Source organism: Nostoc sp. (assembly GCF_036917465.1).
Classification (GTDB): domain Bacteria; phylum Cyanobacteriota; class Cyanobacteriia; order Cyanobacteriales; family Nostocaceae; genus Nostoc.
This window is the reverse complement of record NZ_JBALDL010000039.1, coordinates 35,511-59,460: the sequence shown is the minus strand read 5'-3', so window position 1 is coordinate 59,460 and position 23,950 is coordinate 35,511. Positions and strand designations below refer to the sequence as shown.

The 23,950-nt window shown below is 41.9% G+C and carries 22 protein-coding genes and 1 tRNA gene; 12 read left to right on the top strand and 11 right to left on the bottom strand.

Annotated features, from left to right (window positions below; genetic code table 11):
- Positions 1-82 precede the first annotated feature (82 nt).
- Positions 83-2,116, top strand: a complete 2,034-nt coding sequence (bchD, locus tag V7K38_RS07515; protein WP_334856676.1) for a magnesium chelatase ATPase subunit D — start codon at positions 83-85, stop codon at positions 2,114-2,116.
- A 58-nt stretch (positions 2,117-2,174) separates the two neighbouring features.
- Here bchD and V7K38_RS07510 read toward each other — a convergent pair whose 3' ends face one another.
- A complete protein-coding gene (locus tag V7K38_RS07510; protein WP_334856675.1) occupies positions 2,175-2,960 on the bottom strand; it encodes an RNA polymerase sigma factor SigF in 786 nt (261 codons plus the stop codon).
- 700 nt (positions 2,961-3,660) lie between these two features.
- Here V7K38_RS07510 and V7K38_RS07505 point away from each other — a divergent pair.
- On the top strand, positions 3,661-4,389 hold the full coding sequence (locus V7K38_RS07505) for a Bax inhibitor-1/YccA family protein (protein ID WP_334856751.1): 729 nt from the start codon (positions 3,661-3,663) through the stop codon (positions 4,387-4,389).
- Between the two features lie 341 nt (positions 4,390-4,730).
- On the opposite strand, the gene V7K38_RS07500 is transcribed toward V7K38_RS07505, so the two are convergent.
- Complete coding sequence (locus tag V7K38_RS07500; protein ID WP_334856674.1) at positions 4,731-4,892, bottom strand: hypothetical protein; 162 nt, start codon at positions 4,890-4,892, stop codon at positions 4,731-4,733.
- Positions 4,893-5,019: 127 nt separating this feature from the next.
- On the opposite strand from V7K38_RS07500, the gene V7K38_RS07495 reads away from it, so the two are divergent.
- The 7 genes from V7K38_RS07495 to V7K38_RS07465 all read left to right on the top strand — a co-directional run bounded on the left by V7K38_RS07495 (position 5,020) and on the right by V7K38_RS07465 (position 9,884).
- On the top strand, positions 5,020-5,319 hold the full coding sequence (locus tag V7K38_RS07495; protein WP_334856672.1) for a hypothetical protein: 300 nt from the start codon (positions 5,020-5,022) through the stop codon (positions 5,317-5,319).
- A gap of 126 nt (positions 5,320-5,445) precedes the next feature.
- Positions 5,446-6,568 (top strand): peptide chain release factor 2 gene (gene prfB / locus V7K38_RS07490; protein WP_334856670.1). Its coding sequence is split into 2 segments (ribosomal slippage): positions 5,446-5,517 and positions 5,519-6,568, totalling 1,122 coding nucleotides; the frame shifts between segments, so codons are not numbered across the junction.
- Positions 6,569-6,798: 230 nt separating this feature from the next.
- On the top strand, positions 6,799-6,954 hold the full coding sequence (locus V7K38_RS07485; RefSeq protein ID WP_265272478.1) for a DUF3285 domain-containing protein: 156 nt from the start codon (positions 6,799-6,801) through the stop codon (positions 6,952-6,954).
- Positions 6,955-6,990: 36 nt separating this feature from the next.
- Positions 6,991-7,524: an rRNA maturation RNase YbeY gene (gene ybeY, locus V7K38_RS07480; RefSeq protein WP_334856667.1), complete on the top strand. Its 534-nt coding sequence runs from the start codon at positions 6,991-6,993 to the stop codon at positions 7,522-7,524.
- A gap of 151 nt (positions 7,525-7,675) precedes the next feature.
- The gene (locus tag V7K38_RS07475) at positions 7,676-8,131 is read left to right on the top strand and encodes a diacylglycerol kinase (RefSeq protein ID WP_334856666.1); all 456 of its coding nucleotides are present in this window, start codon (positions 7,676-7,678) and stop codon (positions 8,129-8,131) included.
- Positions 8,132-8,513: 382 nt separating this feature from the next.
- The gene (locus V7K38_RS07470; protein ID WP_334856664.1) at positions 8,514-9,113 is read left to right on the top strand and encodes an anthranilate synthase component II; all 600 of its coding nucleotides are present in this window, start codon (positions 8,514-8,516) and stop codon (positions 9,111-9,113) included.
- Between the two features lie 3 nt (positions 9,114-9,116).
- Complete coding sequence (locus V7K38_RS07465; RefSeq protein ID WP_334856663.1) at positions 9,117-9,884, top strand: MBL fold metallo-hydrolase; 768 nt, start codon at positions 9,117-9,119, stop codon at positions 9,882-9,884.
- 252 nt (positions 9,885-10,136) lie between these two features.
- On the opposite strand, the gene V7K38_RS07460 is transcribed toward V7K38_RS07465, so the two are convergent.
- Positions 10,137-11,387, bottom strand: a complete 1,251-nt coding sequence (locus V7K38_RS07460) for an FG-GAP repeat domain-containing protein (protein WP_334856662.1) — start codon at positions 11,385-11,387, stop codon at positions 10,137-10,139.
- A 475-nt stretch (positions 11,388-11,862) separates the two neighbouring features.
- On the opposite strand from V7K38_RS07460, the gene V7K38_RS07455 reads away from it, so the two are divergent.
- Positions 11,863-13,173, top strand: a complete 1,311-nt coding sequence (locus V7K38_RS07455) for an aminopeptidase P N-terminal domain-containing protein (RefSeq protein ID WP_334856660.1) — start codon at positions 11,863-11,865, stop codon at positions 13,171-13,173.
- A 31-nt stretch (positions 13,174-13,204) separates the two neighbouring features.
- Here V7K38_RS07455 and V7K38_RS07450 read toward each other — a convergent pair whose 3' ends face one another.
- The 5 genes from V7K38_RS07450 to V7K38_RS07430 all read right to left on the bottom strand — a co-directional run bounded on the left by V7K38_RS07450 (position 13,205) and on the right by V7K38_RS07430 (position 18,695).
- Positions 13,205-13,816 carry a hypothetical protein gene (locus V7K38_RS07450; RefSeq protein ID WP_334856659.1) on the bottom strand — a complete coding sequence of 204 codons (612 nt, stop codon included), beginning with the start codon at positions 13,814-13,816 and terminating at the stop codon, positions 13,205-13,207.
- A gap of 167 nt (positions 13,817-13,983) precedes the next feature.
- Complete coding sequence (locus V7K38_RS07445) at positions 13,984-14,529, bottom strand: hypothetical protein (RefSeq protein WP_334856657.1); 546 nt, start codon at positions 14,527-14,529, stop codon at positions 13,984-13,986.
- Positions 14,530-14,593: 64 nt separating this feature from the next.
- Positions 14,594-15,853, bottom strand: a complete 1,260-nt coding sequence (locus V7K38_RS07440) for an ADP-ribosylglycohydrolase family protein (RefSeq protein WP_334856656.1) — start codon at positions 15,851-15,853, stop codon at positions 14,594-14,596.
- A gap of 126 nt (positions 15,854-15,979) precedes the next feature.
- Positions 15,980-17,866, bottom strand: coding sequence for an ATP-dependent zinc metalloprotease FtsH2 (gene ftsH2 / locus V7K38_RS07435; protein WP_334856655.1), 1,887 nt, complete (start codon positions 17,864-17,866; stop codon positions 15,980-15,982).
- Positions 17,867-18,200: 334 nt separating this feature from the next.
- Positions 18,201-18,695 carry a hypothetical protein gene (locus tag V7K38_RS07430; RefSeq protein WP_334856653.1) on the bottom strand — a complete coding sequence of 165 codons (495 nt, stop codon included), beginning with the start codon at positions 18,693-18,695 and terminating at the stop codon, positions 18,201-18,203.
- Positions 18,696-19,412: 717 nt separating this feature from the next.
- Here V7K38_RS07430 and V7K38_RS07425 point away from each other — a divergent pair.
- Positions 19,413-20,012 (top strand): transposase, encoded by a 600-nt coding sequence (locus tag V7K38_RS07425; RefSeq protein ID WP_334856652.1) that lies wholly within the window; start codon positions 19,413-19,415, stop codon positions 20,010-20,012.
- 37 nt (positions 20,013-20,049) lie between these two features.
- Entirely contained in the window at positions 20,050-20,268 is a 219-nt protein-coding gene (locus tag V7K38_RS29620) for a transposase (RefSeq protein ID WP_190947376.1), read from the top strand.
- Between the two features lie 152 nt (positions 20,269-20,420).
- On the opposite strand, the gene gltX is transcribed toward V7K38_RS29620, so the two are convergent.
- The 3 genes from gltX to V7K38_RS07410 all read right to left on the bottom strand — a co-directional run bounded on the left by gltX (position 20,421) and on the right by V7K38_RS07410 (position 23,904).
- Positions 20,421-21,866, bottom strand: a complete 1,446-nt coding sequence (gene gltX, locus V7K38_RS07420) for a glutamate--tRNA ligase (RefSeq protein ID WP_334856650.1) — start codon at positions 21,864-21,866, stop codon at positions 20,421-20,423.
- A 138-nt stretch (positions 21,867-22,004) separates the two neighbouring features.
- A tRNA-Asp gene (locus V7K38_RS07415) sits at positions 22,005-22,078 on the bottom strand.
- Between the two features lie 299 nt (positions 22,079-22,377).
- Positions 22,378-23,904, bottom strand: coding sequence for a serine/threonine protein kinase (locus tag V7K38_RS07410; RefSeq protein ID WP_334856648.1), 1,527 nt, complete (start codon positions 23,902-23,904; stop codon positions 22,378-22,380).
- Positions 23,905-23,950 lie beyond the last annotated feature (46 nt).

Genomic DNA, 23,950 nt, shown 5'->3' with positions numbered 1-23,950 from the left:
TTGATCTCATTGCCATAATACTTATTCTAAATGTGCCAGAAATTGGTATGCTGAAGGCCGAGACTCGCTATAAAAGCAAACAATGCCTGCGCCTACTATCAATCCCACCATCACTGCCTTTCCCTTGACAGCTGTAGTTGGTCAAGAAGCAATTAAATTAGCCTTGCTGTTAGCAGCAGTTGATCCTGGTTTGGGGGGAGTAGCGATCGCAGGTCGTCGCGGTACGGCAAAATCTGTGATGGCTCGTGCTATCCACGCCCTACTACCACCCATTGAAGTTGTCAAAAGTTCAATCAGCAATTGCGACCCCAATCACCCAGAAGAATGGGACGATCAACTTTTGGCGGAGTACGCAGACAAAGACATTCAAGATGTACCCGTCGAAATTATCCCCGCACCTTTTTTGCAAATTCCTCTAGGTATCACAGAAGACAGACTTCTGGGTTCAGTAGATGTTGAGAAGTCGGTAAAACAAGGTGATACGATTTTTCAACCGGGATTACTCGCTACAGCAAATCGGGGTGTACTGTACGTAGATGAAATTAATTTATTAGATGACCAAATATCAAATCAGCTTTTAACAGTATTATCTGACGGACGCAACCAGATTGAACGGGAAGGGATTAGTTTTCAGCATCCTTGTAAATCCTTATTCATTGCCACCTACAATCCAGAAGAAGGCGGATTACGGGAACATTTATTAGATAGAATTGCGATCGCACTCTCTGCTGACGGTGTACTCGGCTTAGATCAAAGAGTAGCAGCAGTTGAAGTTGCGATCGCTTATTCTAAATCTCCTCAAGATTTCCTCAAGCAGTACAACGAAGACTTAGACTCCCTCAAAACCCAAATCATCTTGGCGCGGGAATGGTTGAAAGAAGTCATCATCACCCATGAACAAATTGCCTATTTAGTAGATGAAGCGATTCGCGGAGGAGTTCAGGGACATCGCGCCGAGTTATTCGCCACGCGGGTAGCCAAAGCTGCTGCGGCTTTGGAGGGACGAACAACAGTTAATGCCGAAGATTTGCGCCGTGCTGTAGAACTGGTAATTGTACCACGCGCCACAGTTGTGCAGACACCGCCACCCGAACAATCACCACCACCTCCGCCACCGCCACCGCAACAGAATCAAGAAGAACCCCAAGACGAATCTGAAGAGGAACAAGAAGAACAAGAAGAAAAAGAAGAAAATCAAGAGCAAGAACCCCCCAGCATCCCGGAAGAGTTTATCTTTGATCCAGAAGGGGTAATCCTTGATGACAACGTGCTGTATTTTACTCAAATGGCGAAGCGACAAGGTAAATCTGGTAGTCGCAGTGTCATATTTTCCGATGACAGGGGACGCTACATTAAGCCAATGCTACCCAAGGGGAAAGCGCGACGCATTGCAGTAGATGCTACCCTAAGAGCAGCTGCACCTTATCAAAAATCACGCAGAGAAAAACAACCAGATAGAAAAGTTATTGTCGAGCAACCTGATATTCGCTCAAAACGCCTAGTACGTAAAGCCGGGGCGTTAGTAGTCTTTGTGGTAGATGCTTCTGGCTCAATGGCCTTGAATCGAATGCAATCGGCTAAAGGTGCGGTGATGCAACTGTTAACAGAAGCTTATCAAAACCGCGATCAAATAGCATTAATTCCTTTTCGGGGAGAACAAGCAGAGGTATTATTGCCTCCAACCCGTTCTATTGCCTTAGCGCGTAACCGTTTGGAAAGGTTGCCCTGTGGTGGGGGTTCGCCCTTAGCGCATGGTTTAACTCAAGCTGTGCGCGTCGGCTTAAATGCCCAGATGAGTGGAGATATTGGGCAAGTTGTCCTTGTAGCAATCACCGATGGGCGGGGTAATATTCCCTTAGCGCGTTCTTTGGGTGAACAGCTAGAACCAGGAGAAAAGCCAGATATCAAAGGAGAATTATTAGAAATCGCTGCGAGAATCCGTGCTTTGGGAATGCAACTATTAGTAATAGATACGGAAAGCAAATTTGTGTCTACTGGCTTTGCTAAAGAATTATCGCAAACAGCAGGTGGTAAATATTATCATTTGCCAAAAGCCACAGATCAAGCTATTGCTGCTATGACCAAAGGTGCGATCGCTGATTTAAAATCTAGATAATTAGTTATTTGTCATTTATCAGTTGCTTTTTTAGTAACCCCTGACCATTGACCAATAACTACGATCCAGTAGGCATTACTTGTGGTTGTAAATAGCAAATCAAATCTTGGATTCCTTTTTGCAGATAGCGCGTTACTGTCATTGGACTGGTTCCAATATTTTTAGCAGCATCTTTGCGAGAAAGTTCTTTCAAAAACACCATTTCAACTGCCATGCGGGGCTTTTCTTCCAGCATATTGATTGCACCTTGCAGTTGTTGGCGTTCTTCTTCTTGTTGCAGAAGAACATGAGAACGAGGACAAGGAAGTGCTTCACCCAAGGTTATTTGACAATCAACATAGTTAACTGCGGTTGCATCTAAACTCAAAGGCATCCGATTTTGAGCAGCTAATTTGGTTTCTTGCCATTCTTGCACAGATACCCGGAGTTGGCTGGCAATTTCAGCATCCTTGGGCTGGCGACCTAAAGAGATTAACAAGTCCTTGCGAATCTTTTGCCCTTCATTGTATAATTCTTGCCAACGACGGGGAATTTTTAATAGAGTACTGCGATCGCGCAAAAAGTGCAGCATCTCACCGCGAATGTATGGCACTGCAAAGGAACTAAAAGCATATCCTTGACTAGGGTCGAAACGCTCAATAGCCCTAATCAAACCAAAATACCCAATTTGTTCTAAATCTTCATAAGGTTCATTACATTGATGGCTGAATTTATGAGCCATTTTCCGTACTAGGCCAGTATGTAACTGTACAAGTTTATTACGAAGTTTAATAGAAGGATTCTGGTGGTACAAGTGTAATAATTCTATACCATCAGTTCGTAAAGAGGACTCACTTGTTGCCATATACATTCCCTTGTTTTAACTCCCATTCCTGAGAAAATGGAGTTGCGTATATTTTCTTCTAAGCTGTTATTATTTTGCTTAGTCAGGGAAGAATAAGCCATCGTCGTTTCACTGAACTTATGAGGGGTCTAACTCCACAATTCAGTATTTGTACGCATGATTTTTTTCATCTCTCTGTTGCAGCTTATGTTTGCTTTTTAGATAATTCTTGAATGACACATAATCTTTAGGTTTTGCAACAAAAACTAGCTATTTATGCGGAACAATGCATAACTGACTTAATAGCCATCTGTCATACTGAGAGCAACGTGAATCGGCGCTGAATTAATCGCAAAAGAGACTGGAAAATTTTATCTCTTAGTACGCACTGTCATTAATAAAGGTCGGGAATCCAAATTAGAAGTTGAGTTGAGGAACAAAACCCAAGCTACAAAAAATAGAATTCCGACTGATTTTTATGAGGATTTGTACTTAGTTGGATATTGACGGACATTTCCATGCTTCTGCAAGCTCTTGTTTAAATAAGCTCGGATTGAATCTAGCCACGATTACAATACAGCCCTCTTTTGCGATCGCAGCTGTTCACGTTCGCCAGTTAGCTTTAATTGTGCCGACCTACTTAAATCCTTGGCTGTTAACCGCAAAGATTGGTAAGAATAGGAATAGGCAGAACGTTTTCTCTAAAAAACAGTTTTTCAACATGAGCAATACTAGTAATTTCCGTGAAGCTATCCGTGAGGCTAAATCTCACGCCCTCGTTGGCCCAAACGTAATTGCCAACGCCCTCCCCTACGTCGGTGGTGGATTGGTGCTAACGGCATTAGGAACCTACGGCGGTTTGGGAGTTATCCGTACTAACCCCGGAATATTCTTTCCCACCTTTATTGGTGCAGTGATTTTGGAGTTAATTTTGTTCTTTGTTGCCCAAAATGTTGCCCAAAAAGGTAACAAGGGTCTCGCGCTACCCCTATTGGCAACCTACAGCCTCTTATCTGGATATACTCTCAGTGGCTTGATATTTGTCGCTTTGAGATCCCAAGGTGTTGGCATTCAAGGCGTTGGGTTGGCAGCCCTTGGTTGTGGCGTGACTTTTATTTTCGCCCGTCAAATTGGTTCAAATCTTTCTGAACAAGACGGGATGGCTTTGACGAAAACCATCAATCTTGGCGTTATCGCCTTGGTGGTTGTGTGCCTTGCCCAGTTCGGGTTTGCCATGTTTGGTTTTTACACGCCAAATTGGTTAGAAATCGCTATCTCCGGTTTAGGAGTATTTCTATTTGTTGGGGTTTCTGTCGTCGATTTCTACATCTTACCCCGCACTTACAGCGATGACCAATATCTACCTGCTGCTTTGTCGATGTACTTAACCTACATCAACTTGTTTGTCTTTATCTTGCGGTTACTCATTGCCATTAATGGCCGCGATTAATTGTCTGTAGGCAATCACAAAAGTAAAGTTTTATAAAGTAAAACCCGTGGTTAAATTTTCAGTAACCACGGGTTTTCATTGTTTTAAAAGTAGAAATAGTAAAGTATATATAACTTTTACCAAGCTAAGTAGAGCGGTATCAATAATTAAAGGTTTGTAGTGAACGCGAATAGCGTCTCGTAGAGAGGAATTTAGCCCTCAAATGAGGACTAATCTCAATATTTTTTACATCACTTAATCTACTTTGATTTATTCTCGCCTACTTACTTAATGAGGTACATCAAAATTTTGTATATCAAGATTTTCGCTTTTTAAAGCGAACATCATGTGATAGGAAAATGCTATATGTCCTTTGAAGTAGTCGTTTGGCTTGCAGCATCTCCTTTCTGCTGTTTCAACTGAAGTAGTTGTTTGGCTTGGAGCAATTGAATCTCACTATCTAAACGGTAGTAAGTTTTAAGAAGATATTCTTCCGTAGTCATCCGTGAATGTGGAAAAGCCACGAAATACCTAACCCCCTAACCCCCTTCCCGACGCGGGAATGGGGAAAATTCAAAGTCTTTCTCCTCTTAGGAGAGAGATTTAGAGAGAGGTCTTCCAGATACCGTGAGAAGTTAAGAATGCAGTCAGATGCAAAACAAAGAGAAAGCCTTGGCTATTCTCAACAATAAACTGCTTGCGATCGCACTAGTCCAAAATGTCCAGCTTAATAAAATTCAACCCCGACTGATAAAGTCTCTATCCAGCAAGCTTATCCGTGAATATATCTTACATCCTTACACCAAGGTAAAAGATTTACGTACCAATGTAGAAACACCTGCTGCGATAGAGGTTTTGAACCGTAAAATTGATCTGTTTATCAAAGCCTATCTGCAACAGCTAAATCACACTACTTCAGAGGACAAAGAAGCCCTTGATAATTTCAAGTAATTTTTGTAACTTAATACAAGTGATGCGGAGTGAAATTGCCCAACTACAGCTAAAATTAATAAACGTAAGTAGAATAAAGAGCAATTTCCCAATCCAAAGCGCTCTATCTATCATTCAGCAAGCACTATGGAAGTTTTAGAACTCAAACGCGAAATCGAAACGTTGTCTGGCCGCCTGGGTAAAACCCAGGACTATCTTTGACGTACCTGCACTGACAGCCAAAATTCAAGACCTGGAAAAAATATCAGCGCAGCCAGAATTTTGGAATGACCAAACCCAAGCCCAACAAACGCTGCAAGAACTCAACGACCTAAAAGCCCACCTCCAGCAATACGATCGCTGGCACGCCAATTTAGAAGATACTAAAGCAGTTGTTGAATTATTGGAGTTAGAAACCGATGAGGCACTACTCCAAGAAGCCGAATCTACTATCACTAAACTGAATCGTGACCTTGACCAGTGGGAATTACAACAGTTACTTTCTGGCCCTTATGATGCAGAAGGTGCTGTACTGACAATTAGTGCTGGCGCTGGTGGCACAGATGCTCAAGACTGGGCATTTATGCTGATGCGGATGTACACCCGTTGGGGCGAAGCTCACGGTTATAAGGTAACTTTAGCTGAAGAGTCGGAGGGTGATGAAGCCGGAATTAAATCGGCAACCCTAGAAATTACTGGCCGCTATGCTTATGGTTACTTGCGTTCAGAAATGGGTACACATCGCTTAGTGCGGATTTCCCCTTTTAATGCCAACGGCAAGCGACAAACCAGTTTTGCAGGCGTGGAAGTAATGCCGCAGATTGATAACTCTGTGCAATTGGATATTCCAGATAAGGATTTGGATATCACCACAACTCGGTCTGGTGGTAAAGGTGGGCAAAATGTCAACAAAGTAGAAACTGCGGTGCGCATTGTTCACCTTCCGACTGGTCTGGCTGTGCGCTGTACAGAAGAGCGATCGCAGCTGCAAAATAAAGAGAAAGCCCTAAATCGTCTCAAAGCAAAGCTTTTGGTCATAGCCAAGGAGCAACGCGCCCAAGAAATTGCTGAAATTCGTGGCGATATGGTGGAGGCTTCCTGGGGAAACCAAATCCGTAACTATGTATTTCATCCCTACCAAATGGTGAAGGATTTACGTACAAGTACAGAGACAACGGGGATTGGCGATGTGATGAATGGCGAACTTGATACATTCATTCAAGCTTATCTGCGCCAAGAAAATAAATTAGTAGAAACTCCTATGGCATAATTTAGGATTATTTACAAGTGCTAAGTGATAATTTTTAACATTACTTAGCACTTGTTATTTATTTTTGAGAATTTCAGATTGGCGCGTAGGTATAGCCTGTTGTAGGCATCGCATAGGATTTTCTTTTATTGGGGCATTTTCAGAGAAATTTCTGAGTAATATACATGCGATCGCCATTCTATGCCCAGACCAACTGTTACAGTTATAAAAGAGTCTGTGGACAAATAACTATGAGCAACTCACCTTCAACAGAACCTCAACCTAGCTATGTAAAACTCGCTATGCGAAACATGGTGCGGAAAGGTGCAACTTCCCTAAAGCATTTTGGGTTGACTGCCATAGGGCTTTTAGCTCTCCTTGTTGGTCTTGCTTACCTAACTCACTAACCCCAAACCATGAAGAGTTTTGAGTAAGGAGACTATGTGCCCCTAAGCGTTGAATTATATGTGGAGGATTCTTTTTACGATTTGTCCCCGACAACATCTGTAAAAATCGCGGATACTGATCCCCGAATTCCTTCTGAAACTTGGCAAAACTGGTTTAATAACTGGTTGGAAATACTTCACCCTCAAATTCCGCCAGCCCCAAGTTATGAAATTGGGCTGCGTTTGACAGATGACTCGCAAATTCAAGAACTGAATGCCCAGTATCGTCAACAAAACAAGCCCACAGACGTTTTAGCTTTTGCTGCTTTGGAGGTGGATTTTCCGCAAAGCAAAGAAATGCTTGCCTCTGTACCATTATACTTAGGTGATATTATTGTTTCTGTAGATACAGCACAGCGTCAAGCTCAACGGCAGGAACATAGCTTACAAACAGAGCTAACCTGGTTAGCTGCTCACGGTTTATTGCACTTATTGGGCTGGGATCATCCTGACGAGGAAAGTTTAGGGCGAATGTTAGAACAGCAAGTAATATTGCTGAACGCAATAGGTATTGCTATTGACATAGAATAGCAGTAGTTATGTCTGCTTAGTGTTAATTTTGGGTAATGCTTTTATAATACTTCTGTGGAAAATTGCTTAAAGATTGCCTCAAAGTTAATTCTGCCATTAAGATCGGCGAATATTCCCACTGTAGCAACTCTATTTTTGTATTTTTAAGTCTATGTCCCCAAAAATTTCTCCATCACCAACGCCTACCTCGTTACAAACACTGGTGTCTAACGAACGGGAATTTTCCTGGAAAGTAGCCTCTAATCTATTTGTGAGTTTTAAATATGCCTGGGCTGGAATCAGTTATAGTTTTCAAACTCAACGTAATTTTCGCATCCACGTCAGTGTTTGTGCAATGGCGATCGCTTTAAGCGTTTTTTTGCATCTGCAAGCTGTGGAAATAGCGGTAATTGGGATAACTAGTGGTTTAGTTTTGGCATTAGAGTTACTAAATACAGCGATCGAATCTCTTGTAGACTTAACGGTTAAGCAGACATACCATGAATTGGCGAAAATTGCTAAAGATTGTGCGGCAGGTGCAGTCCTTATCTCTGCTTTGGTCGCGGTGCTGGTAGCTGGTACGCTATTGCTCCCTCCTTTGGTAAAGTTAATTATATCGACTTTGTAAATATGGTTTGCAACGCCGATAGCGTTCGCGTAGCGTCTTGTAGAGAAGCGGTAGTGAGTCATCGAGCGTCATAGCCCAACTCAGGCATCGGCAAGCGAATTGGTAAGAGAATCACACTCTAACCAATCGACTTTAAAGAACACATATAAGCAATTCAAAATTTAAGAAGTGGCTGGTTGTAGAATAGCCGCTTCATATCTATACGTCTACGTCAGCGTTATTTTTATATCTATAGGACTTACACAAAAAATAGCCCAAACCTTGATTTTCCGGTAGGGGCAATTCATGAATTGCCCCTACCTGTAGTTTTGCGTAAGTCCTAATCTAGCGAAAAAATAGTATGAGTAAATTGGTGAGTGTTAAAAACTAGGAGTGATGAGCTTTGATTATAGTTATCGACAATTACGACAGTTTTACATATAATTTAGTGCAGTATCTGGGAGAATTGGCAGCAGAATTCTCAGTGGCAGATGATATTAAAGTTTTTCGTAACGACAAGATATCTATAAATGAGATTCGGGAATTAAAGCCAAAAGCCGTGGTTATTTCTCCTGGGCCAGGTCGCCCGGAAGATGCTGGTATTTCCCTAGAATTGATTAAACAGCTAGGACAAGAGTTACCAATATTGGGTGTCTGTTTGGGACATCAAAGCATTGGTCAAGTATTCGGTGGTAAAATAATTCCTGCTCCAGAGTTGATGCATGGCAAAACCTCTCAGGTGTCTCATACTGGAGTGGGGGTTTTCCGGGGATTAGAAAATCCTCTAACCGCCACCAGGTATCATAGTTTGGTCATCGAACGTGAGACTTGCCCAGATGTGTTAGAAATCACCGCTTGGGTTGAAGATAACACCATTATGGGAGTGCGGCATCGGAACTATCCTCACATTCAGGGAGTCCAGTTTCATCCAGAGAGTGTCCTGACATCTTCAGGAAAACAGTTATTGCGAAATTTTCTGGAACAGTTACAGTCGAGAACATAATTAATGAAACGACGACAATTGATGGGCTATGCTGGGGCGGCGTTGGCCACAGCTTTAGTTACTACCTTGAGTTCTGAATCTCAAGCTGATGCACAATCTAGCGGTTTATCAGTTCAGTGGTTAGGTCATACTTGCTTTCTTTTTACTGGTGGTGGTGCGAAAATTCTCGTCAATCCATTTCGGTCGGTCGGCTGTACTGCTAAGTATCGTCCACCAAAAGTTGCAGCAGATTTGGTACTAATTAGCAGTCAACTGCTAGATGAAGGTGCTGTGGACGTATTACCGGGAAATGCAAAACTCATCTACGAACCAGGAGTTTACGAGTTTAAAGGTATTAAGCTTCAAGGAATTGCCATAGACCACGATCGCAAAGGTGGTAAGCAGTTTGGCTCAGACACCGCTTGGAGTTGGAAGCAAGGTGGAATTAATATCCTACACTTAGGCGGGGCTGCTGCACCCATTTCCATTGAGCAGAAAATCCTGATGGGACGGCCTGATGTCGCATTCATTCCAGTGGGAGGCAGTGCAAAAGCCTACAATGCTCAAGAAGCAAAGCAGGCTATTCAAGTATTAAACCCAAAACTGGTGATTCCAACGCATTACCGGACACAGGCGGCTGATACTGCTAAGTGCGATATTTCACCACTGGATGATTTTCTCACCTTAATGCAAGGCATGAAAGTACGGCGCAGCAATACAGATAGTATTTCCATTACCCCTAAAGATTTGCCGGAAAATGGAGAGATTCAGGTTTTAACTTACAAGTTTTAAGCCGCAGGCAGTGAGGGAGAAGACGAGAGGTAGGGGATTTCCAAATCAAAAAATATCCTAAAACTGACGCAAAAATCCTCTCCATTTCTACCCTCTCTGTGTTGCGCCAGGTGCTACAAACTCCTCCACCCCCGCAACGCACTGGATTCTCTGCGCCTCTGCGGTTCGTTTATTTGGATAATTTATTTCTTGGAAATCCCTAGCTAGAAAAAATTACTAAGAGACGCGATGCATCGCGTCTCTTAGTAATTTTTAGAACGTATACCACTCTGCACCAAGCTTATCTGCGTCGCTGATGGGAGTCTCAGTTGCTGTTGTCCCATCTATAGTCCAAATTTTGTCTGCACCTGCTGTCTGATCGCGCCAGTAAATATCGGTCTTACCGTCGCCGTTATAATCGCCAAGAGATGGTGTCAAAGCCGCGCTATTAGTTGGTAAGAAAGCTTCTGTAGATACTGTTGTACCATCCATTAACCAAGCGGTGTTCTCACCAGTTGTGCCATTGTGCCAGAAGATATCGGTCTTGCCATCGCCGTTGAAGTCACCAATTTGAGAAGTCCAGGATGAGTCAAGGGTTCCTAAAGCTCCTTCTGTGACTAAGATACCATTCATTGTCCAAACCTTGTTCTCGCCTGTTGTAGCGTTTCTCCAGAGAATATCAGTCTTATAGTCGCCGTTGAAATCACCAAGGCTAGCAGTCCAGGCGGCATCTTGTGATTGCAGGGCAAATTCAGTCTTTTGCGTACCATCCATAAACCAAGCGCTGTTATCGCCGGTTGTGGCATTGCGCCAGAAAATGTCACTCTTACCATTGCCGTCGAAATCAACAATGGTAGGAGTTAATGCTGTGTCTGTTTTATCCAGAACAGTTGCACTCAGAACGGTAGTACCATCCATCTCCCAAATAGCGTTCTCACCGGTTGTACTATTGTGCCAGAAGATATCGGTTTTGCGATCGCCGTTAAAATCTCCAATCTGAGGACTCCACCCTGTATCAACGCTGGTTAAAGAAGCTGTATTAGCAACTTTGGTTCCATCCATTAGCACGATGGTATTCTCACCAGTTGTCTTATTCCGTAATAAGAAGTCGGTTTTGCCATCAGCATTGAAGTCAGCAATTTTGTAATCGTAGGAGGATACGTCGAATTTACCCAAAGAACCCTGTTCGATAACTTTTGTTCCATCCATCAACCTAACGATAATCTCACCGGTTTGAGAATCGACCCAAACTTTGTCGGTTTTACCATCACCGTTGAAGTCAGGACTAATGGCTGCACTGGTTAGGTAAGGATTAGGGTTGGGATTTGATGACGTTTTTACAGGCTTGCTGTCCTCAGTAGACGATTGAATTTGTAATGTTTGTAAGGAACTTTTATTCCAAGATCCCAAATTAGAACTTAAATTCTCAAAAGAAGATGTCAAGATGTCTGATTTTTTGAAAGAAGCTGATGCCCATTCAGATGTATTCAAAGATAAAGGTGAGGAATTTGTAGTTCCAGACATGGTGGATTTTTATGATTGGTTGTCATATTTTTTTAACTTTTTTCCCCAATACTTTTCTGTAACTAAATAACATTTACTATGTTTTAAAGATTTCGTTATAAGCATTTTTTATTTATTAATATCGTTATTTGAAGACAAATGTTTATTTCTTATAAAGGATTTTTAAGTTTTTTTCAAGTCCTATATAAGCAATTTTAAAATATTGATTTTTGTTTGTATATATGCTATTTTGCAGATAAAGTCTTATATAAGATATCCTATTTTAGTTGTCAAATCGAACCGCCAAGCCGCCAAGTCGCCAAGAGAGGAAGGAAGCTCAGAAATCATTTAGGATTGCTATAATTTTATTAATTTCTGACACAAACAAATATTAGTTACAATAACTTAGATTAGCAACTACCGAGAAGCACAATCTGTGCGACCGCTAGTTAATAAAAGTGTAAAATAACACAATACTTTAATACATACATTAGTTATGCAAGCAGAATATCGGCAGCGTCGTGAGCAGTTAATGGCAAAAATTGGTGATGGCACAGCTATTTTTCGCAGTGCGCCAATGGCAGTGATGCACAACGATGTCGAGTATGCTTATCGACAAGAGAGTGATTTTTTTTACCTGACTGGTTTTAACGAACCAGAGGCAGTAGCAGTGTTAGCGCCGCATCATTCAGAACATCGGTTTGTGCTGTTTGTCCAACCGAAGGATCGCGAAAAGGAAGTATGGACTGGTTATCTTTCTGGAGTAGATGCAGCCAAGGAGAGGTATGGTGCTGATGAAGCATACCCCATTAATGAGTTAGATGAAAAGTTGCCCCAGTATTTGGAAAAAGCCAGCCGCCTTTATTATCACTTAGGACGCGATCGCACTTTCAACGACCAAATCCTTACACATTACCAAAGTTTACTGCGGACTTATCCTAAACGCGGTACTGGGCCGATCGCTATCGAAGATACTGGCCCTGTTCTCAATGGCATGAGACTAATTAAAAGTGAAGCTGAATTGGGGTTAATGCGTCAAGCCGTGGCGATCGCAGTCGAAGCACACAATTACGCGCAAGAAATCGCTGCACCTGGACGTTATGAGTATGAAATTCAAGCGGAGATGGAACGCATCTTTCGAGTCCGGGGTGGAATGGGGCCAGCTTATCCTTCGATTGTGGCTTCTGGTGTGAATGCTTGCGTACTCCACTACATTGAAAATAATCGGCAAATGCAGGATGGAGAATTACTGCTAATTGATGCTGGGTGCGCCTACGGTTATTACAACTCAGATATTACCCGGACATTTCCTGTGGGGGGTAAATTTACACCAGAACAGAAGACACTGTATGAGATTGTACTAGAAGCGCAAAAACAAGCGATCGCTCAAATTAAACCAGGTAATCCCTTTAAATTAGTTCACGATACAGCAGTACGTGTTATCACCGAAGGTTTAGTTGAACTTGGCATCCTCAAAGGTGAAATTGATAAGTTAATTGAAGAAGAGAAATATAAACCATATTATATGCATCGCACCAGTCATTGGTTAGGTTTGGATGTTCATGATGTGGGAGTTTATCAGCATGGTGAAGATAAACCACAGATTTTACAACCAGGTCAAATTTTGACAGTGGAACCGGGAATATATATTGTGCCTGATACCAAACTAGCAGAAGACCAACCAGAGACTGATTCTCGATGGATTGGTATTGGTATTCGGATTGAGGATGATGTGTTAGTTACACCCGATGGGCATGAAGTGTTAACTGCGGGGGTTCCCAAGGCAGTAGATGAAGTGGAAAGATAAAAAAATGGGGATGGTACAAACCATCCACAAACTAAAATTGCGGACAAGCCATCAAAGTAGTTGTCAGAATCCCTAAAATTTTATCTATTTCTTTAATAAAGTAATCATTTTTATCGATAAAGATGGTATTCTCACAAAGTTTGAGAAATTTCCAATCTGTTCCTGTTGTGACTACACCATAAATTTCATTGATAATATTTCCTTGTTGTTGGTTAAACAATTGAGATGCAATCATTGTCGCAATGCATTGCCCTAAACCAGATTTAATACTCTCATTTTTAGCTTCCACAATAGTCACGACAGGGCTAGTAATATCATATTGCTCTGGTGAACAACTGAGAATAAAATCACAACGTCCTTCTAAACCTTTAGAAGCATCTACATTAAACTCTGAGCCAGAAAATAGACTAATTTGGTATTTAAAGAAGCGTTTAACTTCAATTAAAACAGGCATAATAATTAGTTCAGAACGAGCTTTTTCTGTATTTATTGCTGTCACCAAAGGTAGATGCTCAGAGAAAATCAAATTTAGATATTCACTTGGAGAAACTGTCTGCACGTTGACAAACAAATCTTGATTTTCAACAAAGATTAATTTAAAGTCAGTTTTAACTTTGCTGAGATTAAAGGCGCTGTACGGCACTATATTTATTACCCCTTAACATAATTCGTAATGGGCTAACGCCCCGCTACGCTAACGTAATTCGTAATTAAAAATCGGGTTAGAGTCCAAATTACCAACCATAACGTAATTACTTTCTTGGGAATTACGAATTACCAATTGTTAACCGATAACGGCTATATCTCAAATCAAGAACAGCCTTCAACAAATTCAACTTCTGGCAGTTTACCTGATCTAAACTGTGTAACACGTTTGCCATCAGTCTCGAAAACAACGCGATAGTTCTGATCAGCACGCTCTTTCGGGATAAATGTCAAGTAGTGTCCACCTTGGACGTATTTATGAGGTGTGACTTTAATTTGTCCTGGATAAAGAGACTTGATTTGCACTTCGGTGTCGCCAATTTTTGCACCTTTGAGGGTAGTAATCTCGGTATTCTGCCGCACATCTACTCTAGAAATACGACCTTCTGTAACCATAAACGAAACATTTTTGGGTTCATTTTGTGGCTTAACATAGTAGCAACTGTTGTTCGGCGAATCTCCCGGTAGCTTAGTACCAGAAGCTTTTGCCGCTTGGGAAACAGTCATCCCAACTCTTACCTCTCCAATACCATTGATGAACAATTTCGATTTATTTGTCAGTTTCGCCTGTGCTACAACTGTGCCGATAGTTAGAAAAGAAACTGCCAACGTTAAGGAAGCAAGAGTCAATAATTTAGTTTTACTATTCATAAATTGTGTAAATAAAAGTGGGTGGATTTTTCTATACAGTAGCTGTGCTAACAGTTTCGGATTTTCAAGTTGGTAATTGGCGAAATTTTGATATTACTTCAATCAAACCAATGATATTACGGTTGAATTCAGGTAAATCTTCCGCAGGTATCCAATATTCTTGATGTATAGAACCGCCTACAGTTTTTACGGAGTAGCGGCTTAAAAACTCTGCACGCACCTGAAAACGTGTAACATAGCCGATGTATTCTGTGTCAGTACTTGCTGCATTCCAGTTACGGGCAATTTGTGCGGCGTATTCTTCGTTAAGTACCGGGTAGAAAATAGGCTGTTCAGGTAGTCGAGGAGGAAATTCGCGATCGCCACTTTCCCTAATCAAAGCCAGTTCTTTTGGCCCAGTGGGACGGAAAAGTGTAATTGTTTCTCTATCAACCTTGGGCAAAGGTTCTCGTGCTTGCAGCCATGCGGTGGGAATACCTGACACACCTGTAGATATTGCCACGATGCCACCCGCGATCGCACAAGTAGTATCTCTATCTCCCAAGCCACTTACAGTTAACCACAGTGCTTCTTCGTAGTTATCAAGGTGCTGGGCAGCACACCATAGTGCAAAGGGGACTGTATCTTGTGCTGAGATATGAGTGCCATTTCCCAGTAGAGTAGCTGCTGATTGCACTGGTGTTTTCTCCGACAAATCATAAGCACTGCGGATTTTTGAACTTACCTCACTTTCTGGAACATAAGGTAAGACAAGGTTAAGAAACTCTTGTTTACTGGGTATAGAACCTTGTAATCTCGCCGCCCAAGCAGCAGCAACTGCTACGGCAATTGCACCTGCGATCGCTTCTGGATGGGTGTGAGTTACTTCGGCACTACAACGAGCTTGATTGACAACCAAATCCAGATCCTCTGCGAAGAACGCCCCTATGGGTGCAACCCGCATTGACGCCCCATTACCATAGGAATCATGTCCGTCAAACAGACTACTCGCCACTTTCTGCCAGGGTTCGCCATCCTGTATCCGCATTAGCAGCCCGTGCATTGCTGCACCATATCCCCGTTCGCTGTCGTATTGTTTCGCAAAGCTTTCTGCCAGCCTATCTTGGTTAATTTCCCCATATTCTTGAAGAATTGCCACAATCGAAAGCGCCATTTGAGTATCGTCGGTATAGTACCAAGGTGATGCTGGGATGGCACGGGCGATAATCAGGCTTTCTGCCACATCTGGATGGAGAAAAAATCGCTCTCCAAAAGCATCCCCCACCGATAAACCTTCAAGGGAGTTTTGAGCGCAAAGGAGGCGAGGATCTTTTGTTGTTGACACAATTCACTCCTGGGCTAGAAAAACTGTGTATTCTAATTGTATTACAAAGTTTACATAAAATAATGGGGATAGTTAATACCATCCCCATTGAGATTGAGCTATTGCTCAAGATTTTTCCTTAAAAACTTACAGTTGCGGTACGTACTGTTGTTTCTCAGGAACTTCAGCGTACTCAGCCACAATCTGGCGGAATTCTTCGCCATCAATGGTTTCTTTTTCGATGAGCAGATCGACTAAGCGATCGGTGACAGTGCGATGATCGCGGACAATCTTCTTGGCATTTTCGTAGCATTCTTCCACGATCGCTCTGACTTGTCCATCAATGCGGGAAGCGATGGATTCGGAATACTCAGATCGGGTTGTCCAGTCACGACCTAAGAACACTTCACCCTGCTGGCTTTCCAATGAAAGTGGCCCTAAATCGGACATCCCGAACCGAGTCACCATCTGCCGTGCCATTCCCGATAACTGCTGCAAGTCTCCACCAGCGCCAGTTGTGACTTCAGCAGCCCCAAAAATCACCTCTTCGGCAGCGCGGCCACCCAAAGCACCAGTAATCCTAGCTTTCAACTGAGAACGAGAAATTAACCCTTGTTCTTCGTTAGGAGTAAACCAAGTTAAACCTTGTGCTTGTCCCCGTGGAATTAAGGTGACTTTTTGCACTGGGTCATGGTTTTTTAATAAAGTCCCCACTAAGGCATGTCCGATTTCATGGTAGGCAATTAAGCGCTTGCTCTTGCTATCTACCAAAGGAGTGCCTTCCATACCAGCAACTACCCGATCCACCGCATCATCAACTTCGCGGAGGGTGATCGCTTCTTTGCGTCTTCTAGCGGTCAAAATTGCCGCTTCGTTGAGTAAGTTAGCTAAATCAGCCCCAGTGAATCCAGGAGTGCGGCGAGCGATCGCATCTAAAGATACGCTAGAGTCTAGTTTCTTGTTCCGCGCATGGACTTCCAAGATTTCCAAACGCCCTTTGATATCGGGTGCATCGACTGTTACTTGTCGATCAAAACGACCGGGACGCAACAAGGCTGAGTCTAATACGTCGGGACGGTTGGTAGCAGCAATAATAATGATGCCTGTGTTACCTTCAAACCCGTCCATTTCGGTGAGCAACTGGTTGAGGGTTTGCTCTCTTTCATCGTTACCGCCACCAATACCAGCGCCCCGTTGCCGTCCTACTGCGTCAATTTCATCGATGAAGATGATGCAGGGGGCATTGTCTTTGGCTTTTTTGAACAAATCGCGGACGCGGGATGCACCCACACCAACGAACATTTCCACAAATTCCGAACCGGAAATACTGAAGAAAGGTACGCCTGCTTCGCCAGCGATCGCTTTTGCTAGTAAAGTTTTACCAGTTCCCGGAGGCCCAACTAACAGCACTCCCTTGGGAATCCGTGCGCCCACAGCAGTAAATCTTTCTGGCTGCTTCAGGAAAGTAACAACTTCTTGTAGTTCTTCTTTAGCTTCTTCAATCCCGGCTACGTCATCAAATTTGACTCCGGTTTTCGCTTCCATTTGGAAACGCGCCTTGGATTTGCCAAAGTTCATTGCTTGACCTGGGCCGCCAGGGAGGTTGCTAGAACGCCGGAACAAAAAGAACAACCCGGTAATCAATAAAACTGGAAAGACGAGATTGCCCAACAATCCCCAAATTGCCCCATCATTCCGCATGGGGTGAGCATCAAAACTAATATCTTTTTCTTTGAGCTTGCTAATTAACTCAGGAGCGTTAATAGGCAAATCTACCCGCCACCTTTGGACACGATTTTCGATATCTGGATCGCGGGCTTCGATAATAGCTGTTCTACCGCCTTCGTACAGATCCACACTGCTGACGCGATCGCCATCTAAATATTCTAGAAAGCGCCCATAAGTCATGCGGGTATTGGCTGTATTCTTACTCATGTCAGTAGGAGCGCCTGCAAAAGCCCCTTGCCAGAAGAAAAAGCCAATTACCAAAGCCGGCAATGTCCAGAGTACTACGACTTTCCAAGAGAATTTCATCTTAATTTGCCTCTAGATGCTTATACAACTCATCAGCATTAGCAACCGAAGTGTAATCACTCTGTCACTTTAAGCTGTTAAACGGATGTCTATAAATCCATTTTGTTTAATTTGATCTCTTATATGCACTGCCATAAGGAAATTAGGGCATTATGGCAATGCCAACAAGAATCTTAATCAAAGTTAACTTAATTTTAATACAATATCGCACGAGAAAAGGGAGATGAGGGAGACAGGCGAGACAGGGGGAATTATTTAACAAGTTTCTTCCCCATGCCCCATGCCCCATGCCCAATTCCCAATTCCCAATTCCCAATTCCCAATTCTTAATGCTTTACTTAACTTCTGTAATTTTTAGAGTGTAAGGAAGATACTTACCTTTTTCGTAAGAACCAACCCAAATTTGGTAATTTCCAGCCAACCATTCACCAATAATGCCGGCATTTTTGCCATCAAAATCGTCATTGCACCAAGTACCACCCGGGCCCTTGATAATGATGGTGGTATCTTCAGGACTTTGGACTTGGAGTTTCAAGTAGTCAAATTTACTTGTTAGCACTAATGTGTGGTCAGGTCTTTCATCAACAAATCCGGTACAAGGCCCAGTGGCTGTTTCACTTCTCGCACCTATTTGACTACCAGATATTGAACCACCACTCATCCCGCGAACTGTCAGGGGGTCTGGCGAAAACTGAGGGCCAATAGTTACATCTCCAAATATCGTTGGAGCTTCTTGAGCATCAGTCACAGCGTTAACTGTCGATGTGATTAAGAGCGTAACTATCATCAACGATAATCTCATCCCTCTATTGAGCGCTTTTGTCAGCATTGTAATTACGTTCGCTTCTAAGTGTTTTTGAAGACATTAATTTTACACACCAAGTTCCCGACGTGAGGAGAATTGACTACCTATTTTAGATTTAAAATTGGGGATAATTCATTAGTAATTAGTCAATAGTTTCTTGTTCTTATAGTTGCTTTACCTTATGGATAGGGACACACCTTTGTCAGCCCCTAAAATCTAAAATATTTCTAGGACTTACGCAAAAAAATAGCTAAAACCCTTATTCTTAGGTAGAGGCAATTCATTAATTGCCCCTACGTCTTGTAGTTTTGCGTAAATTCTCTATTTCTAAAATCTGGAAGTAACCGCTAATTAGCTTCTGTTATTGCCCTACTCAAACGCGACTTGTCTGATTTAGAGCAATTTTCATAAACTCAAAGCTAAAGATAGCACTGGTCGATGGGCGTATTATTTCCTTTATGTAAGACCTGCTTTAGAGCAGGAGTTATTAAAAGCACTCGAATCAAATCAAACTATTGATTTAGAGGATTATGGAAAGGTTGTTGGTTCTTGTTATGGAGAAAAACCTGATGATAAGCTTAAGGCTTTATTAAAAGAAAAATATGGGTTTGATGTTTATACAGCACTTGCGTCTATTATGAGGTACACTAGATTAAAATATAAATACTTTTAAATAAAGTCATACTCTGTCGATCTTCGAGAAAAAATATCTCAATTAGGAAAGTAGCAAACATATTTTCCGTGTCAAAGAGTTTAGTGCAAAAGCTTGTAAAACAACAAAAACTTGAAGGAAATTTACAGCCCCAGCCGCGAGGAAAACCACAATTTAGTCATCTGACAAATGCTGACGTAGAGTTAAGAGAATTAGTAGAAGCGTATCCAGATGCAACATTGATAGAGTTGTGTGAATTATTTGCAGACAAGACTGGCAATTGGGTAGGTCAAAGTGCAATGTGTCGGGCTTTACAGAAATTAGGATTAAATCGTAAAAAAAAAACAAAGAGGAGTACGCAAGCAGGGACTCTAAGAGTCCTGAATTTAAGATTAGATTATTGGGAGAAGGTTAAATATATAGAGCCAGAAAATTTGGTATTTTTGGACGAGACTGGTGTCCTACTTGGGTTAACCAGGACTTATGCCCGTTCAAAAATGGGAACAAGAGCTTACTCTCTTAACCCCTTCTATAGAGGCTCAAAAGTTACAGTAATTGGAGCAATTAGTATTAACAAAGTAGTTGCATTAATGACAATGAATAATTCAATGGGTGGCATCGCATTTGAATTATTTGTTGAGAAGTTTTTAGTGCCAAATTTATGGTCAGGAGCAGTGGACATTAATTGATAATTTATCTGCACATAAACTAGATTCAATTGTGCCAATGATTGAAGCTGTAGGTGCAAAAGTTATTTGTTTATCCTCATACTCCCCCGATTTTAATCCAATTGAATTATGGTGGTCACAACTTAAATCTTTTTTACGCAGTTTTGCTCCAACTACAACAGAAATGGTTGATAAACTAATCTCAGTTGCACTCGACTTAATAAATCCTCAACATTTAAGAAACTGGTTTGCTAGTTGTTGTTACTGTACCTCATAACAGCCGTAAATGCTGTAATTTGATATTAACAAAACATCTGTAGCTTTTTATTAATCATTTTTTGATGGTAAATAGATCCGCTTTATGGATTTTAGGGGCGCACAAATATACGCCCCTAAAATTTGAAATATTTCTAAATCTGGAAGCGATCGCTAATTAGCTTCTGTTATTGCTCTACTCAAGCGCGACTTATCTAAACCAATCTGATTTAGGAGTAACCAAGATTGGATGAGGTCGGGGCCATGAACATCTCCAGTTAAAGCTGCTCGGAGCGATCGCATTACTAAACCTTTTTTGACTTTTTGCTCTTTCACCACTTGTTTAATAATGTCCTGCGCTGCGGCTTCCGATAGTTGCGGCTGATTTTCTAAAGCTGTGACAATTGCTTCAATAACAGTAGTAGAACCTTCTTGTTTGAGTTGCGTACTACCTTCTTCGCTAAATTCAACCGTGTCGCTAAAAAACAGTTGGCTTTGAGCTACTGCATCTACTAAACGAGTTAAACTCTGGCTAATTAAAGTTACTAGTTGCTCTAACCAGGAGCGATCTCTTCCACCATCAAATTTATACCCAGCCGCTTCCCAAAAGGGTATGAGTAAATCTGTGAGTTTATCTACTGGCGTATTGTGGAGATACTGACTGTTCAACCAATCCAGCTTGTCCCAGTCAAACTTTGCACCCGCTTTATTTACCCGCTCAAAGCCAAACTCCTTGGCTGCTGCTTCTAAGGTAAATATTTCTTGCGTCGAGTCTGGTGGCGACCAACCCAGCAATGTCATGTAATTCACCAAGCCTTCAGCAACAAAGCCCATTTTCTGAAATTCAGAAATAGAAGTAACTCCATCCCGCTTAGAAAGCTTGCGTCCTTCCATGTTCAAAATTAGCGGCGTGTGGGAAAACTCTGGAATTTCTGCGCCCATTGCTTCATACAGTAAAATTTGCTTGGCGGTGTTGGCGATGTGGTCTTCTCCGCGAATGACATGAGTGATTTGCATGTCGATGTCATCCACTACAACGACAAAGTTATACAGTGGTTGACCGCTACCCTCTTCTGAAGCACGGGCGATAACCATATCACCACCTAAATCGCTACCTCGCCAAGACATTTTTCCTCTTACTAGGTCATTCCAGACAATTTCTCGCCCATCTTCGATTTTGAAACGAATCACAGAAGAACGACCTTCTGCTTCAAAAGCGGCGCGTTGTTCTGGGGTGAGGTTGCGGTGACGGTTGTCATAGCGGGGAGCTTCGCCTCTAGCTTTTTGGGCTTCTCTAAGGGCCTCAAGTTCCTCGCTGGTGGTGTAGCAGCGATAGGCTAATCCTTCATCTAACAGTTTTTGCACTGCTTCTTTATAAAGATCCAGGCGTTGGGATTGGAAAAATGGCCCTTCATCCCAGTTCAGCCCTAGCCAGCGCAATCCTTCAAGAATATTGTCGGTGTATTCGGGACGCGATCGCTCTAAATCTGTGTCTTCTATTCGCAGTATGAAATTCCCACCGTGGTGGCGGGCAAATAGCCAGTTAAATACAGCCGTTCTCGCTGTACCAATATGTAAATTTCCGGTTGGACTCGGTGCAATACGGACTCTGACAGTCACAGTTAATTCTCTCTTTTGCAAAGCATGATAAATGTAGCTTATATTCAAACCCCCAATTCTGGGTCAATCCTTTTGGGGAATTCAAAACCAAAAACCACCGAATTGAAATTCGGTGATTAACAACTGACAAATTTATAACGGGACTGACGGGGCTCGAACCCGCAACTTCCGCCGTGACAGGGCGGTGCTCTAACCAATTGAACTACAGTCCCTTGTTTGGTCAACTTTGCTATCATCACTATTTTTTTTCTATTTGTCAAGTCTTTTGGAGTTATAAATTAGAAATTATTTTTGCCCCAGTCTCTCTAACGCTCTTTTATGACTCTCACGAGATAAAAATCAGAAACCTTTGTTGTCACTATTTTCTATAAATCTATGGGTAGGTTGGGTTGAGGAACGAAACCCAACGCCAATAATCCCTGCTTCTGTTGGGTAACACGAATGTTCAACCTAACCTACAAATATTTTATTTTTTCAAAGTAATAAAAGAGCGCTAAGGTGGAATTTACCCTTAAATAGACTTTGATAATACAACCTGGGGCTTAGATTCCAGATGCTCCAATATCCGGGATTGCATTTGTTTATATTGCTGTTTTAATAGCTGTTTACTCACCTGGGGCACAGAAGCTGGTGGTAGGCTATGAGTTTGTTGCACCCATGTTTTCAACATTTGTCGCTGAGTTGGCTCAATGCGACTGCTGAGAACGTTGATGCAGGAATGTGGTGCTTCCAGAGTAAAGAAAATCAAAGGATAGTGTTCATTTTCAGCCAGTAGACTTACCACCCTAAGATTTTGGGAACTTTGCATATCTAAATAACAGGGTAGCCACTTAGGAGCTAATTGCCGATTGTAGAGTATAGTTACCCACAACAGCATTGGGTGCGGCGATGTCATGAAGATAAACTGGTTATAACGGGTGGAAAGACCATAGTTTTTGATTTCTTGTTTAGGCAACATCAACCATAGTGCTGTCATAGATCCTTGTGCAGTATCTATAAGCTGGGGAAAAACTATTTCTTGAGTTGGTTTATTTTCAGGCCACAAAAGTTGCCGACAACTTTGTTCTATTGCAATTGGTAATCCAGAATCTAAGGGATGGTTCAGGATGAAATTAGAGGATATATTTGTTGGTAAACTAGTATAATTAGATTGTTCTAAGCTATTTAAAACTTGCAAAATTTGAGCGATATTTTGTGGGCGATCGTTTGCTTTTTTGGCAAGACAAGACACGATCAAATTATTTAGCTTCTGAGGTATTTTCAGAGTAGGTTTAACATCTGCGATCGTTTTTGGTGCTTCAAAATGATGTGCTTTATACCAAGCACCAAAATAATCAGTTTCTGGTTCCCAGGGTTTTTTGCCTGTGAGCATTTCAAACATCATCACACCCAAGCTATAAATATCAGAACGACTATCCAATTTTTCTCCATCTAGCTGTTCTGGAGAACAATAAGGCAAAGTGCCATTAAATCCTCTATTTGTACTAGCTGTTGATGCATAATTTAGAAATCTAGCAATTCCAAAATCGAGAATTTTAACTAACTGACCCAATATCGGATCGGGAATAACTAATATATTCGCAGGCTTAATATCTCTATGAACCAACGGACAAATTTTGCCGTCAATATTAATGCCTTGATGAGCGCACTGTAAACCCAAACAAATTTGGCGGGAGAGAGTCAAAAATATTGACAAGGGTAGCGGAATTAAATCCTTTAAACTCTTGCCGGACAAATATTCCATAACGTAGTATGGTTTTCCTTTCTCATTTAGACCATAATCATACGCCCGCACTATATGTAAGCTTTTTTGACTCAAAGCTGCACTCATTAAAGCTTCACGAGCAAAGTCTTGTTGCATCTTGGTATTGACAACAGTTTGAGTCAAAAACTTGATAGCAACTGGTATGCCTCCTAACAAAATATCATTTGCTAAGAAAACTTCACCCATGCCACCGCTACCAATTAATTGCTTGAGTTGATAACGATTGGCAAGCAAGCCCGTACTATTTGGAGATATAAATGGGCTTTGATTCACTTTGTTCACCTCTGCTACTGAGTCCATTTAAAGTCAGCAAGACATA